Below are 12,983 nucleotides of genomic sequence, written 5' to 3' on the forward strand. Positions count from 1 at the left end.
GCCTATCGCCCTTCGGGCTACTTGAGGCTGGATAGGTGGGCCTATCCCGCTTAGCGCGACTTGAGGCCCTCTAGAATTGGCGTGAAATGAAGACGGCGCGTTCCTTAAGGAGCGCGCCGTCTTTAATTCCGGCACCGTCGTCAGTCCGAGGCGGTTCGGGGCTTGTGATTGTGAAGGACTGTTATTGTCAACCGTTGGTTGTTGACGGTTGGGCTGACTGCTCGGCTAGGTGCGCTTAGTTCCGCGGATTTCAGGTCCGGGTGCGCGCCATGAGTTTTCCCAACCTAACCCGCTGCGGTTTGGCGCTTCTGCTCGTAGCCATGGTCTACTGCATGTTGCCAGTGTCCAATGCCGACGCACAGGTCTTCGCGTGTTCAGCCGCAGTGGGTGAGCGGCAAGTGGGTATGTCCCAAGGCGGAATGGGTGTGGCTTCCATCCCTCTGTGTGTGCAGGACCGGGCCGCCCCGCCGCCTGTAGTCGATAACAATTACGCGGCAATCGCCTGGCACCGTGATGCCTCGGATGTCTGGATGGACGGCAATTATCTGGGATCGGGAGGAGCCGTGCGAGGGGCGCTGGATGCCTGCAATCGCGCTATGGGCGGTGGTTGTGAGTCAGCGGGAGAGTGGTCCAACTCTACCATGGCGGTAATTCGCAACCGCAACGGTATTTTCTTCGTTGGCTGGATGGGAGAGGGCGGTCATGACCGTCAGCGCGTGCTGGCGGAGTGCTCGGCAAATCAGGTTCTTCCGTGCGAAGTTTTCAAGACGTTCAACTCGCGCCGCGACCACTATTTTCCCGGACCGGAAGCTCGCATCACCCATGCTGTCGCCGCCTGGGTTGAGGGGCAAGAGGGCTATAACCGCAAGCTCTACATAGTCAGCGGTTATAGGTCTCTTGAGGAAGCCCGCGATCTGGCTTTGAGCGCATGTCAGACAGCCAATCCACAGCTCACCTGCAAGATCACCGCCGAGAGCAGCGGCGGCTTTATCCAGACAGGGACGTCCGACGGCGAGCGAGATTTCTCGACGGTAGAAATGACCCCGGCCCGAGCAAGGCAGGCAGCACTACGCCTTTGTACCAATAGTAACGGTGCGAACTGCCACGCCCAATCGGTTTACGACAGCCGCAGGCCAGGAACGTTCGTCCACAGTTTTGCGACAGGCCTAGCCGACTGAGAGCACCCTTGATGTTGCGATGACAGTGCGGTTTCGGCCCGAGTTCTTGGCTTGATAGAGGGCGGTGTCTGCCGTTTCGATCAATTGGTTGTAGTCGGGGTGATCGTTGTAGGTGGCTAGACCGATGGAGGCCGTGACACGCAGATCACCGCCAGCAGGCAGACGCATGTCGCGAGTAGCCAGTTGCTGGCGCATACGCTCGGCCACCACCTCGGCCTCGTCGACGGAGGTTTCGACCAGAACGATCAGGAACTCCTCTCCGCCGTAGCGGAAGACAAAGTCGCTGAGGCGGACATTGTCGGCAATGACTTCGGCGACCTGTTTCAGAACCACATCGCCCGCGGCGTGGCCGTGGGTGTCGTTGATCGATTTGAAGTGGTCCACGTCGAGCATGAGCACGCTGAGCGCGGCTCCGGTGCCGTTGGCCAGATTGATCTCGCGGCTGAGAATGGTCGGCAGGAAGCGACGGTTCAGCGCGCGGGTGAGCGGGTCGCGGCCGTTCTCCAGGCCCGCAACGCTCTGGAACAGGTCGTTGATGAGGAATTTGATTTCCTGCGCGGTGGTCTGGAGCTCGGCCATGGGCAAAGCCATCTCGGCTTGCGCATCATGGGCGGCCGCGACGCGGGGCAGGATTTCCCTGTCCACCCGCTGCATCAGCACCTCGATGGCTTTCAGGCTCAGGGAACCTTCAAAAATAAGACCGGCGCGGTGGGTGAGCCAAAGCCCGAACGGTGAGGCACTGAGCGCGCCGGGGCTGACGCTGCCGTCCTCGAACATCTGGAAAAGAACGCCCTGCAGCCATTCGAACAGGGCTGCGATCTGGCCGTCACGCTCATGGGCAATGTCCTGACCCAGTGCGAACAGGCGATAGGATTCGTCCACCTGGGCACGGCGCATGGAGCCTTGCATATAGGCCTCGCTCATGATGGCGATGGCCTCGTCGATCAGATAGTCGACCTTGCTGATGGCCTGCGCGAGCGCGTCGCGGCCCAAGTCCGTGGCCGTCAGCAGTTCGGCCATCCGCACCTTCAGAACCGACGCCCCATGCATAACAAGGCGCAGGGGCACCTTGATGCGCGCATGCACCTCGCCGATCTTGCGCTGCTGCGCGAGGAAGGCGTTGTCCTCCCCGCCGTCCTGACGGAACAGGTCGATAACCCAGCGAACCAGCGAAGCCTTCAGCCGCTCTTCCACGAGGCTCGAGCTGAGGAAGGCCAACGCATCCTCGTGCGTCAGCAGAACCGAGTAAAACTGCTCTGCCAGATCGATGGCGTGCCGTTCGGACAACTCTTGGAGGGTTGGCTCGACAAGAGAGACAGCAGGATGTGCAACGGTAAGCATGGGGGACTCGGTACTGACCCGACGGGCGGGAATATGGGGCGGGTGCGGTTGTAGGCGAGGCAGAAACCGCCCCCTAAAAGGCAAAGGTTGTTTTTTTACGGCGAACTTTATTGATCGGGCAGGGGGATGAACTCCAGCTCGTCATCGACCGGAAGCTTCATACGTCCGGCCTTCCAGTCGGATTTCGCCTGCTCCATTCTTTCTTTGGAAGACGAGACGAAATTCCACCAGATCAAGCGCTCACCGACCGGCTCGCCGCCCAGCGCCATAACTGTAGACGGGCTCAAAGCGGTGACGGTCGGTTCGGCATTGGCTGACAGAACCACCATCTGGCCGGTGTGGAAGCGCTGGTGATCAACCTCGATCTCCCCCGCCGCAACATAGAGCGCACGCTCGACGTAGCCTCCTGCCTTGCCTGGGCCGGGTGGAGGCGCAAACGTACCGCCCACTGGCAGTTCATAGTGCAGGTAGAAGAGCGGGCTTTCGACAGGCGTGCCTGCGCGTTCTCCGAACGCTTCACCTGCGACCAGACGGGTGAAGATGCCGTTGGAGGTCTCGGTCGGCTGGGCGTCTTCGCCCAGATGGGTGAAGGACGGTGCGATCTCTTCTTTTTCGACCGGCAGCGCCACCCAGGCCTGCATGCCGTGCATCGGGCCACCTTGCGACTTCTTCAGCGGATCCGTGCGCTCAGAGTGAACAATGCCCGATCCCGCAGTCATCCAGTTCACCTCACCGGGGCGAATCGGCTGGGTGTAGCCCAGACTGTCGCGGTGCATGATCTCGCCCTCGAACAGATAAGTCAGGGTCGACAGGCCGATATGCGGGTGCGGGCGGACGTTGATGGCGTCGCTACCGGCCGCAAACTCGGCCGGGCCCATCTGGTCCAGAAAGACGAAAGGCCCGACCATGCGCTTTTGCGCGTGCGGAAGGATGCGCGAAACTTCGAACCCGCCAAGATCGCGGCGACGTCCTTCGATGATGTGGTCGATCATGGGGGGGCTCCTAACGGGTGTCAGATATGACAACGCCGCCCGGTTTGAAGGGGCGGCGTCTCGAATATGCAGGCTTTCGCTTCGATTTTACGAAACGTGAGGCGTGACAATACCCAGCGGCAGGGTGGTCACATTCTTCACGCCGCGCGTCACGATGTGGCTGGCGCAGTCGGACACGATGCCGAGCGTCAGCAGTTTGTCGCGCAGGAATTTATCGAAGGTATGCATGTCCGAAGTGATGATACGCAGGACATAGTCTTCACGGCCGGTAATGGTCGCGCACTGAACAACTTCAGGCCAGTCCGCGACAGCCTTCTCGAAAATGTCCAGGTTCTCACGCGAAGGGAGCGACAGCTTCACAATGGCGTAAACCTCGAAGTCCAGACCCAGAAGGTTGGCGTCGAGCAGCGTTACGCGCTTGCGAATTAGGCCGCTATCCTCCAGTCTCTTGATCCGGCGCCAGCACGGTGAAGCCGAAAGTCCCACGCGATCAGCGACTTCGGCAACCGACAGTCCAGCATCCTGTTGAAGGATGTCGAGGATGCGGGCGTCGATAGGATCAAGTTCGTCGGCCAAAGGCGTTCTCCAGATTGGGTTTCGACGCAATAAAATACCCTATTAGGCAGTATTGCAAGGGTATATTTGGAACAGCGTCCAGCCTCACGCCATGCTATGCCTTTACGAACGAGGAAACGCGTGCGGAAAACCGGACGGGATGAACATGAAAAATACGCCCCCTTTGTCGCTTCGAGTACCGGAGCCGTCAGGACGCCCAGGCGATAAGCCTGATTTTTCGCACCTAAAGCTGGATGCAGCCGGTGCCGTTGATCGTCCGGCGGTGGATACTACGCCTGCCGACATGCGCGACATGGCCTTTAGTCTGATCCGTGTGCTGGACGACGAAGGCAACGCTGTTGGCCCGTGGAACCCGCGACTGGACGCCGACACGATGCGTCGTGGCCTTAAGGCCATGATCCTGACCCGCGCGTTCGACGACCGCATGCACCGTGCACACCGTCAGGGCAAAACCAGCTTCTACATGAAGTGCACCGGCGAAGAGGCGATTGCCGTCGCTCAGGGCATGGTCCTGAACCGCGAGGACATGGGCTTCCCCACCTATCGCCAGCAGGGCCTTCTCATCGCGCGCGGCTATCCGCTGGCCTCGATGATGAACCAGATTTATTCGAACGCTGCCGACCCGATCAAAGGCCGCCAGCTGCCGATCATGTATTCGGCCAAGGACTATGGCTTCTTCACCATCTCGGGCAACCTCGGCACCCAGTTCGTGCAGGCTGTCGGCTGGGCCATGGGCAGCGCCTATAAGGGCGACAACAAGATCGCCGCAGCATGGATCGGTGACGGTTCGACCGCCGAGAGCGACTTCCACTCGGCCCTGACGTTTGCCTCCGTCTATAAGGCTCCCGTCATCCTCAACATCGTCAACAACCAGTGGGCGATCTCGTCGTTCCAGGGCTTTGCCGGTGGTCAGGAAACGACCTTTGCCTCCAAGGGCATCGGCTATGGTCTGCCGACCCTGCGCGTGGACGGTAACGACTTCCTCGCCGTCTGGGCCGCGACCGAGTGGGCCGAAGAGCGCGCCCGCACCAATCAGGGCGCGACCCTGATCGAGATCTTCACCTATCGCGGTGCCCCGCACTCCACCTCCGATGACCCGAGCCGCTATCGTCCGGGCGACGAGCACGAGCACTGGCCGCTGGGCGACCCGCTGGAGCGCCTGAAGCAGCACCTGATCAAGATCGGCGAATGGTCCCAGGAGCAGCACACCGCCGCCGAGGCCGAGGCTGTCGAGCAGGTGCGTGCCGCCGCCAAGGAATCCGAAGCTATCGGAACGCTGGGCCAGTCGCGCCCGAGCGTGAAGGAAATGTTCGAAGAAGTGTTTGCCGAGCCGGACTGGCGTCTGGTCGAGCAGCGCCGCGAAGTGGGAGTCTGATCACATGGCCGAAATCAACGACAAGATTGAAGCGGACATGGTCGACCAGAAGGACGCGCCTGCGTCCGTGGCTCCGGCCAGCGGCATTGCCCCGATGAACATGATCCAGGCGCTGAACTCTGCGCTGGATAACAAGATGGCCGAGGACGCCAGCGTGCTGTCCTATGGCGAGGACACCGGCTATTTCGGCGGCGTGTTCCGTGTCACGGACCACCTGCAGAAGAAGCACGGCCTTACCCGCAGCTTTGACGCTCCGATCTCGGAAACCGGCATCGTCGGCACCGCCATCGGCATGGCCACCTATGGTCTGCGCCCCGTCGTCGAAATCCAGTTTGCGGACTACATCTATCCTGCCTACGACCAGATCGTCTCTGAGGCGGCCAAGATGCGCTACCGCTCGGGTGGCCAGTTCACCTGTCCGATGGTGATCCGTTCGCCTTACGGTGGCGGTATCTTCGGCGGCCAAACCCACTCGCAGTCGCCCGAAAGCCTGTTCACCCACATTGCGGGTCTGAAGGTCGTCATTCCGTCGAACCCGTATGACGCCAAGGGTCTGCTGATCTCGTCTATCGAGGACGAGGATCCGGTAATCTTCTTCGAGCCGAAGCGCCTGTACAACGGCCCGTTCGACGGCTGGCACGAAAAGCCGGTCAGCCCGTGGAAGGCCCAGGAACTGGCTCAGGTTCCGGCTGAAAAATACAATGTTCCGATCGGCAAGGCTCGCGTGATGCGCGAAGGCAATGACGTCACCATCCTCGCCTATGGCACGATGGTGTGGGTCGCTCTGGCCGGTGCCGAGCATGCTGGCGTTGATGCCGAAGTCATCGACCTGCGCACTCTGGTGCCGCTGGACATCGAAACCATCGAGGCCAGCGTCAAGAAGACCGGCCGCTGCGTCGTCGTTCACGAAGCGCCGAAAACCTCGGGCTTTGGTGGTGAGCTGAGCGCCTTGGTTCAAGAGCGCTGCTTCTACCACCTTGAGGCACCCGTCACCCGCGTTACGGGTTGGGATACGCCTTATCCGCACGCCTTCGAGTGGGAATATTTCCCTGGCCCGCAACGCGTGGCCGATGCGTTGAAGTCTGTCATGACGGGAGGCCGCTAAGATGGGTCGTTTCGTATTCAAGCTGCCGGACGTTGGTGAAGGCACCGCCGAAGCCGAACTGGTGCAATGGCACGTCGCCGTTGGTGACGTTGTCACCGAGGACCAGATCGTCGCCGAGGTCATGACCGACAAGGCGACGGTTGAGATCACTTCTCCCGTCGATGGCAAGGTCACCAAGCTGCATGGCGAAGCGGGCGAGATGCTGCCCGTGCGGGGCGCTCTGGTCGAGTTCGAGGTCGAAGGCGAGGGCAATGCCGCCGCCGAGGAAGAAGCCCCTGCCGCTGCTCCGGTAGCCGAGCCCGCTCCGGCCCCCGTCGAAGCACCGAAAGCCGAAGTCGCCTCTGAAGTTGTCGCTCCGGCCGTCGCCGGGGGGAACTATGTGTTTAAGTTGCCGGACGTTGGTGAAGGCACCGCCGAGGCCGAGCTGGTCGGTTGGCACGTCAAGGTTGGCGATATGGTCGAGGAAGACCAGATCGTTGCCGAGGTGATGACCGATAAGGCGACCGTTGAACTGACGTCGCCTGTCGCGGGCAAGGTGGTTCAACTGCACGGTGAAGCCGGTCAGGCTCTGCCGGTCGGTGGTCCGCTGGTCAGCTTTGACGTCGAGGGTAAAGGCAATGTGGCTGCGGCCCCTGCGCCTGTCGCGGCGGCGGCTGCGGCCCCTGTGAAGCCCGACGCTCAGAACGCGGCTCCGAAACCTGCGCCTAAGGCCGACGCCAAGCCTGTTCCGTCTGTGACGGGCCGCAAGGCAGGCGAACGCCCGCTGGCCTCTCCGGCGGTGCGCCAGCGTGCGCGCGATCTGGGTATCGATCTGGTCTTCGTGCCGGGCTCGGGCCCTGCTGGTCGTATCGAGCATGGCGACCTTGATGCCTTCGTGGCTCGCGGTGGTGCTATCGCTCCGGTGGCCGGCGCTGTGGCTTCGCCCTATGCCAAGGCCGAGGGTGCGACCGAGGTCAAGATCATCGGCCTGCGCCGCAAGATCGCGGAAAAGATGGCCGAGAGCGTCCGTCGCATCCCCCACATCACCTATGTGGAAGAGATCGACATGACGGCTCTGGAAGAGCTGCGCGCCCATCTGAACGCCCAGAACAAGGGCTCGGGCAAGCCGAAGCTGAACGTCCTGCCGTTTATCGCCCGCGCCATCATCGTGGCGCTGAAGGACCAGCCGAACATCAACGCCACCTATGACGACGAGGCGGGTATCCTGACCCAGCACGCCGCCGTGCATCTGGGCATTGCCGCCCAGACACCGAACGGCCTGATGGTGCCGGTGGTCCGCCACGCCGAGGCGCGTGATGCCTATGACACCGCCCTAGAGATCGCCCGCGTGTCGGGTGCAGCCAAGGATGGTTCGGCCAAGCGCGAGGAACTGTCGGGTTCGACCATCACCATCACCTCGCTGGGTACGCTGGGCGGTGTGGTGCACACCCCGATCATCAACCATCCCGAGGTTGCCATCATCGGTCCGAACAAGATCGCCGAGCGTGTGGTGGTCAAGGACGGCCAGATGGTCGTGCGCAAGATGATGAACCTGTCCTCCAGCTTCGATCACCGTATCGTCGACGGCCACGACGCGGCTGTCTTCGTCCAGAAGATCAAAAACCTGCTGGAAAACCCCGCAACCCTCTGGATGTGACATAAGTCATGCTGGAACCCGTCTGCTTAGAGCAAATGGCCCCATTCTGCGTAAGCGAGGCGTATCGCGCAGCGATAAACCTCGACTACGGATATGCGGCCGCTCTTCCGGGTGAGTTCACGGCAAATCCAGAGACTGTCGCACTTTTGGGCGTGACCGTTACACGGGCGTTCCCGCATACTGAGCTGCCGCCTCGACCCAAGCCTCAACAACGCACGGTGTGCCATGATGGGGTATGTGTCGAGGTTACAGCTATCTGTCGTGTGGACGGACTTACGTGCGGTTGGAAACAAGATTTCGATAACAGTCGTGGCACAGGCTTTCTGCTCCTTGAAGCAAGCACAGCTGAAGCGCTGGATGCGGCTGCAAACAACCTTTGGTTCATGGTGAATGGCGTGGCCATTTCACTGAATGATCCCAGATTAGCTCCGATTATTGAGGCTAAATGACCCAGAACCTTAAAACCAAAGTCCTGATCATTGGCGCGGGCACGGGCGGCTATGTGGCCGGTATCCGGTGCGGCCAGCTGGGTCTGGAGACCGTGCTGGTGGATGCGTCTGCCGGTCTGGGCGGCACCTGCCTGAACGTGGGCTGTATCCCGTCAAAGGCCATCATCCATGCGGCGGGCAAATATGAGACCGTGGCCAAGGCGGCATCGGATGCGGGCACGCTGGGCATCACGGCGTCGGCACCTGCCATCGACCTGAAGAAGACGGTCGAGTGGAAGGACGGCATCGTCAAGAAGCTGAACGGCGGCGTTTCGGCCCTGCTGAAGAAGGCCAAGGTCAAGGTCATCAAGGGTTGGGCCACCTTCTCGGATGCCAAGACCTGCATCGTGGCGACCGAGGATGGCGACATCCGCATCACTGCCGAGCATGTCATTCTGGCCACGGGTTCGGAACCTGTCGAACTACCGTTCCTGCCGTTTGGCGGCGACGTGATTTCCTCGACCGAGGCGCTGAACCTGCCGGAAGTGCCGAAAAAGCTGGTTGTCGTCGGCGGCGGCTATATCGGTCTGGAACTGGGTATCGCCTACCGCAAACTGGGGGCCGAGGTCGCCATCGTGGAAATGGCCGACCGCATCCTGCCGCTCTATGACAAGGCCCTGACCGATCCGGTTGCCAAATGGCTGGAGCGTCACGGCGTAGAGCTTTACCTCGGTGCCCGTGCCGGTGGCTTTGGTGACGGCAAGCTGAACGTTACGGACAAGGACGGCAATCCGCTGCAACTGGCCGCCGACAAGGTGCTGGTCACCGTGGGCCGTCGCCCGCGCACCAAGGGCTGGGGTCTGGAAAACATGGGCGTGGCCATGGACGGCCCGTTCGTGAAGATCGACGACCGCTGCGCCACCTCGATGAAGAACGTCTGGGCCATTGGTGACCTGACGGGCGAGCCGATGCTGGCCCACAAGGGCTCTGCCCAGGGCGAGGTCGTGGCCGAGATCATCGCGGGCCATAACAAGCGGTTCGATCCGACCACCATCGCTGCCGTCTGCTTTACCGAGCCGGAAATCGTCTCGGCGGGTTTGGGTGTCTCGGACGTCGAAGGTCGTGACGATGTCATTCAGGCCGTCTTCCCGTTCGCCGCCATCGGCCGCGCTCTGGCCATCGAGGCGGGCGAGGATGGCGGCTTCGTGCGCGTGATCGCCGACAAGAACGATCACCGCCTGCTGGGCATTCAGGCCGTCGGCCAGCACGTCAGCGAACTGTCCAACAGCTTCGCCCAGATGCTGGAAATGGGTGCCGTGCTGGAAGACGTCGCCGGCACCATCCACGTCCACCCGACGCTGGGCGAAGCCTTCCATGAGGCATCACTGCGTGCCCTGGGCCACGCTATCCATATTTGAGTGTGAGAGAGGGGCTTTGCCCCTCTCTCCCCTATGCGCGCCTCGCGGAGGCTCGCGACTTGAGGGGCGATATTTCTCCTCCCCCGTATGCAGGGAGTATCTCGCGAGGAGCGGAATAACGCTTCTCAATTTAGGCGAAACCGTTGCATTGGGCGCTGAGAATTGTCTGGGTGCGGTGATCTATCTTGAGTGTGATGATGGAACAGCCCCCGTCGAACCATTCATAAGCTGGAGCACCTAGGTAAATACCTTGGGCTGTCTTGGATTTCTCGAGGGAAACAAGACCCATGCTTTCCAAGATATTTTGGGGCCGTGCCTTCTGATAGGACGCAATGATCGTTGGTTTAGCGTCGTCATCGCTCAGCCAATAGTATCGTGCATACTCGCTGGCAGCCTCAACATCGCTTTCGTTCGGGAGTGCTGTTTTTAGGTCCAGACTGGCTTCAAACTGCTTAGCCCATTCCATGCTTGGCAAGGATGTTGGCGCGTTGACGTGAGCGCGTTTGGGTACAGCCGCATAGGCAGCGATCAGCACGATTAGTGCAGCGCTGGCCAGTATCACTCTCAGGTGTACTTTGGATTTGGACATGCAGGCTCTCCTTGACGAAAGGATCAGGGGGATGTGTCGGAAGAGCAAGAGCTAAGGCGCGTATAGAAAAAGCCGCCGGGGTTTCCCTCGGCGGCTTTTCTGTAGTTGGGCTTTAGCGGGCCTTAGACGTTGTGTTCGACACCGTCGCGGGCGCGCTTCAGGTCCGGTGCCAGAGCTTCGTCGGTCAGCATGGCGATGGCTTCTTCGATCGTGACGATCGTTTGGGCCTGAGAGCCGAGGCGACGGATGGCGACCTTGCCTTCTTCGGCTTCCTTGCGGCCGACGACGGCGATGACCGGCACCTTGTTCACCGAGTGCTCGCGGATCTTGTAGTTGATCTTCTCGTTGCGAAGATCGATCTCGGTACGCAGGCCAGCGGCCTTGAACTTGGCGAGAACTTCCTCGGCATAGCCGTCGGCATCCGAGGTGATGGTGGTCACCACGGCCTGCGTCGGGGCCAGCCACAGCGGGAAGGCACCGGCGTAGTTTTCGATCATGATGCCAATAAAGCGCTCGAACGAGCCGAGAATCGCACGGTGCAGCATGACCGGACGGTGCTTTTGGCCGTCTTCGGCGATGTAGGTCGCATCCAGACGTTCCGGCAGGACATAGTCCAGCTGGATGGTGCCGCAGGTCCATTCACGGCCGATGGCGTCCTTGACGATGAAGTCCAGCTTCGGCGCGTAGAAGGCACCGTCTCCCTCGGTCACGACCGGCTCGGTGCCAGCGGCGCGCGACGCCTCCAGCATTTGGGCCTCGGCCTTGTCCCAGAACTCTTCGGTACCGGCGCGCAGCTCCGGACGGGTGCCGAGTGAGATGTATTTGGTTTCCATGCCGAGGTCAGCGTGGACCGAGCGGGCCAGCTTGATGAAGTTGGCGGTCTCTTCGACGATCTGGTCTTCGCGGCAGAAGATGTGGGCGTCGTCTTGCGTAAAGCCGCGCACGCGCATCAGGCCGTGCAGTGAACCCGAAGGCTCATAGCGGTGGCAGGCACCGAACTCGGCCATACGCAGCGGCAGTTCGCGGTACGAACGCTGGCCTTGGTCGAAGATCTGCACGTGGCCCGGGCAGTTCATCGGCTTCAGCGACAGGGTTTCGCCCTCGACCGTCTCACAGACGAACATGTTGGCGCGGTACTTGTCCCAGTGGCCCGAGGCTTCCCAGAATTTGCGGTCCAGAACCTGCGGGGTCTTCACTTCGACATAGCCCGCGGCGTCCAGACGGCGGCGCATATAGGCTTCCAGAACGCGCCACAGGACCCAGCCTTTCGGGTGCCAGAAGACCATGCCGCGGCCTTCTTCCTGCATGTGGAAGAGTTCCATCGAGCGGCCCAGTTTACGGTGGTCGCGCTTCTCGGCTTCCTCGATGCGCTGCATATAGGCGTCGAGGTCTTCCTTGGTGGCCCATGCGGTGCCGTAGACGCGCTGCAGCTGGGCCTTGGAGGAGTCACCGCGCCAGTAGGCACCGGCCAACTTGGTCAGCTTGAAGGCCTTGCCGACGAACTTGGTCGACGGGAAGTGCGGACCACGGCACAGGTCGGCCCATTCGCCCTGCTTATAGACGGTGATGGTTTCCGTCTCGGGCAGGTCGCGGATCAGCTCGGCCTTATAGGTCTCACCGGCAGCCTCGAAGTGGGCGATGGCTTCGTTGCGGTCCCAAACCACGCGCTCCAGCTTGGCACCGCGATCGATGATCTCGGCCATCTTCTTCTCGATCTTCGGGAAGTCGTCGGTCGAGAACGGCTCGTCGCGGGCGAAGTCGTAATAGAAGCCGTCGTCGATCGACGGGCCGATGGTGACCTGGGTGCCCGGGAACAGTTCCTGCACGGCCTGCGCCAGCACGTGGGCGGCGTCGTGGCGGATGGTTTCCAGCGCCTCGGGGTCATCGCGCATCAAAAGGCGGAACTCACCGTCGCCCTCGATCTCGCGGTGCAGGTCGCGCTGCTCGCCGTTCCACACGACAAGGGCGGCCTTTTTCGCCAGCGACGGAGAAATGGCGGAGGCGACGTCAAAGCCCGTCGAACCGGCTGGGTATTGGCGGACGGCGCCGTCGGGGAAGGTAAGGTTGATCATCGTTTGGTCTTAACTGGAGGGACGGGGTCGTAACCCGACCCGCCGAATGGATGGCATTTACAGAGACGGCGTACAGTCAGCCACCCCCCGCGAACCGGACCGTGCTGGATCAGCGCATCGCGTCCATAGTCCGAACAGGTCGGAAGGAAGCGGCACTGCTGGCCGATCAGGGGTGACAGCGTGACCTTGTAGCCCCGATGGGCCGCACGGACGCCGCGTTCGTAGAGAGACATATGTCCCTTCGCCGGGGGCTGCTGAGAATGGTTGCTGGGC

General features: G+C 61.4%; 12 protein-coding genes. 6 read left to right on the plus strand and 6 right to left on the minus strand.

All coding sequences use genetic code 11. The features are described 5' to 3' along the window. Positions 1-269 precede the first annotated feature (269 nt). Entirely contained in the window at positions 270-1,178 is a 909-nt protein-coding gene (locus LOX95_RS02790) for a DUF4189 domain-containing protein (protein ID WP_242912872.1), read from the plus strand. Here LOX95_RS02790 and LOX95_RS02795 read toward each other — a convergent pair. The 3 genes from LOX95_RS02795 to LOX95_RS02805 form a co-directional block, all read right to left on the minus strand. Then, the gene (locus LOX95_RS02795) at positions 1,167-2,519 is read right to left on the minus strand and encodes a GGDEF domain-containing protein (RefSeq protein WP_242912876.1); all 1,353 of its coding nucleotides are present in this window, start codon (positions 2,517-2,519) and stop codon (positions 1,167-1,169) included. The genes LOX95_RS02790 and LOX95_RS02795 overlap by 12 nt on opposite strands. Before the next feature lie 107 nt (positions 2,520-2,626). Next, positions 2,627-3,511, minus strand: a complete 885-nt coding sequence (locus tag LOX95_RS02800; protein ID WP_242912877.1) for a pirin family protein — start codon at positions 3,509-3,511, stop codon at positions 2,627-2,629. Positions 3,512-3,598: 87 nt separating this feature from the next. Next, positions 3,599-4,087, minus strand: a complete 489-nt coding sequence (locus LOX95_RS02805) for an Lrp/AsnC family transcriptional regulator (protein WP_242912878.1) — start codon at positions 4,085-4,087, stop codon at positions 3,599-3,601. Between the two features lie 145 nt (positions 4,088-4,232). Here LOX95_RS02805 and LOX95_RS02810 point away from each other — a divergent pair, with 145 nt between their 5' ends. Genes LOX95_RS02810 through lpdA form a run of 5 tightly spaced genes read left to right on the plus strand, consistent with a single transcriptional unit; the run spans position 4,233 to position 10,049 of the window. Then, positions 4,233-5,462: a 3-methyl-2-oxobutanoate dehydrogenase (2-methylpropanoyl-transferring) subunit alpha gene (locus LOX95_RS02810; protein WP_242912879.1), complete on the plus strand. Its 1,230-nt coding sequence runs from the start codon at positions 4,233-4,235 to the stop codon at positions 5,460-5,462. Between the two features lie 4 nt (positions 5,463-5,466). Then, on the plus strand, positions 5,467-6,567 hold the full coding sequence (locus LOX95_RS02815) for an alpha-ketoacid dehydrogenase subunit beta (RefSeq protein WP_242912880.1): 1,101 nt from the start codon (positions 5,467-5,469) through the stop codon (positions 6,565-6,567). A gap of 1 nt (position 6,568) precedes the next feature. Then, positions 6,569-8,203 (plus strand): 2-oxo acid dehydrogenase subunit E2, encoded by a 1,635-nt coding sequence (locus LOX95_RS02820; RefSeq protein WP_242912881.1) that lies wholly within the window; start codon positions 6,569-6,571, stop codon positions 8,201-8,203. Between the two features lie 8 nt (positions 8,204-8,211). Beyond that, a complete protein-coding gene (locus tag LOX95_RS02825) occupies positions 8,212-8,652 on the plus strand; it encodes a hypothetical protein (RefSeq protein WP_242912885.1) in 441 nt (146 codons plus the stop codon). Continuing rightward, a complete protein-coding gene (gene lpdA, locus LOX95_RS02830; RefSeq protein WP_242912886.1) occupies positions 8,649-10,049 on the plus strand; it encodes a dihydrolipoyl dehydrogenase in 1,401 nt (466 codons plus the stop codon). The genes LOX95_RS02825 and lpdA overlap by 4 nt, the downstream gene beginning before the upstream one ends. A 130-nt stretch (positions 10,050-10,179) precedes the next feature. Here the strand turns inward: lpdA and LOX95_RS02835 are convergent, their stop codons facing one another. From LOX95_RS02835 to yidD, 3 genes are all read right to left on the minus strand, one after another. Next, entirely contained in the window at positions 10,180-10,638 is a 459-nt protein-coding gene (locus LOX95_RS02835) for a hypothetical protein (protein ID WP_242912888.1), read from the minus strand. Positions 10,639-10,760: 122 nt separating this feature from the next. Next, on the minus strand, positions 10,761-12,710 hold the full coding sequence (thrS, locus tag LOX95_RS02840; RefSeq protein ID WP_242912889.1) for a threonine--tRNA ligase: 1,950 nt from the start codon (positions 12,708-12,710) through the stop codon (positions 10,761-10,763). Continuing rightward, on the minus strand, positions 12,707-12,943 hold the full coding sequence (gene yidD, locus LOX95_RS02845) for a membrane protein insertion efficiency factor YidD (RefSeq protein ID WP_242912891.1): 237 nt from the start codon (positions 12,941-12,943) through the stop codon (positions 12,707-12,709). The genes thrS and yidD overlap by 4 nt, the downstream gene beginning before the upstream one ends. Positions 12,944-12,983: the final 40 nt, after the last annotated feature.

Source organism: Brevundimonas pishanensis (assembly GCF_022750635.1).
Lineage (GTDB): Bacteria > Pseudomonadota > Alphaproteobacteria > Caulobacterales > Caulobacteraceae > Brevundimonas > Brevundimonas pishanensis.

Excerpts from the sequence above, each read along its gene's own strand:
- LOX95_RS02790 (WP_242912872.1), top strand. The coding sequence starts at position 270 with ATGAGTTTTCCCAACCTAACCCGCTGCGGTTTGGCGCTTCTGCTCGTA.
- LOX95_RS02795 (WP_242912876.1), bottom strand. The coding sequence starts at position 2,519 with ATGCTTACCGTTGCACATCCTGCTGTCTCTCTTGTCGAGCCAACCCTC.
- LOX95_RS02800 (WP_242912877.1), bottom strand. The coding sequence starts at position 3,511 with ATGATCGACCACATCATCGAAGGACGTCGCCGCGATCTTGGCGGGTTC.
- LOX95_RS02810 (WP_242912879.1), top strand. The coding sequence starts at position 4,233 with ATGAAAAATACGCCCCCTTTGTCGCTTCGAGTACCGGAGCCGTCAGGA.
- LOX95_RS02815 (WP_242912880.1), top strand. The coding sequence starts at position 5,467 with ATGGCCGAAATCAACGACAAGATTGAAGCGGACATGGTCGACCAGAAG.
- LOX95_RS02820 (WP_242912881.1), top strand. The coding sequence starts at position 6,569 with ATGGGTCGTTTCGTATTCAAGCTGCCGGACGTTGGTGAAGGCACCGCC.
- LOX95_RS02825 (WP_242912885.1), top strand. The coding sequence starts at position 8,212 with ATGCTGGAACCCGTCTGCTTAGAGCAAATGGCCCCATTCTGCGTAAGC.
- lpdA (WP_242912886.1), top strand. The coding sequence starts at position 8,649 with ATGACCCAGAACCTTAAAACCAAAGTCCTGATCATTGGCGCGGGCACG.
- LOX95_RS02835 (WP_242912888.1), bottom strand. The coding sequence starts at position 10,638 with ATGTCCAAATCCAAAGTACACCTGAGAGTGATACTGGCCAGCGCTGCA.
- thrS (WP_242912889.1), bottom strand. The coding sequence starts at position 12,710 with ATGATCAACCTTACCTTCCCCGACGGCGCCGTCCGCCAATACCCAGCC.
- yidD (WP_242912891.1), bottom strand. The coding sequence starts at position 12,943 with ATGTCTCTCTACGAACGCGGCGTCCGTGCGGCCCATCGGGGCTACAAG.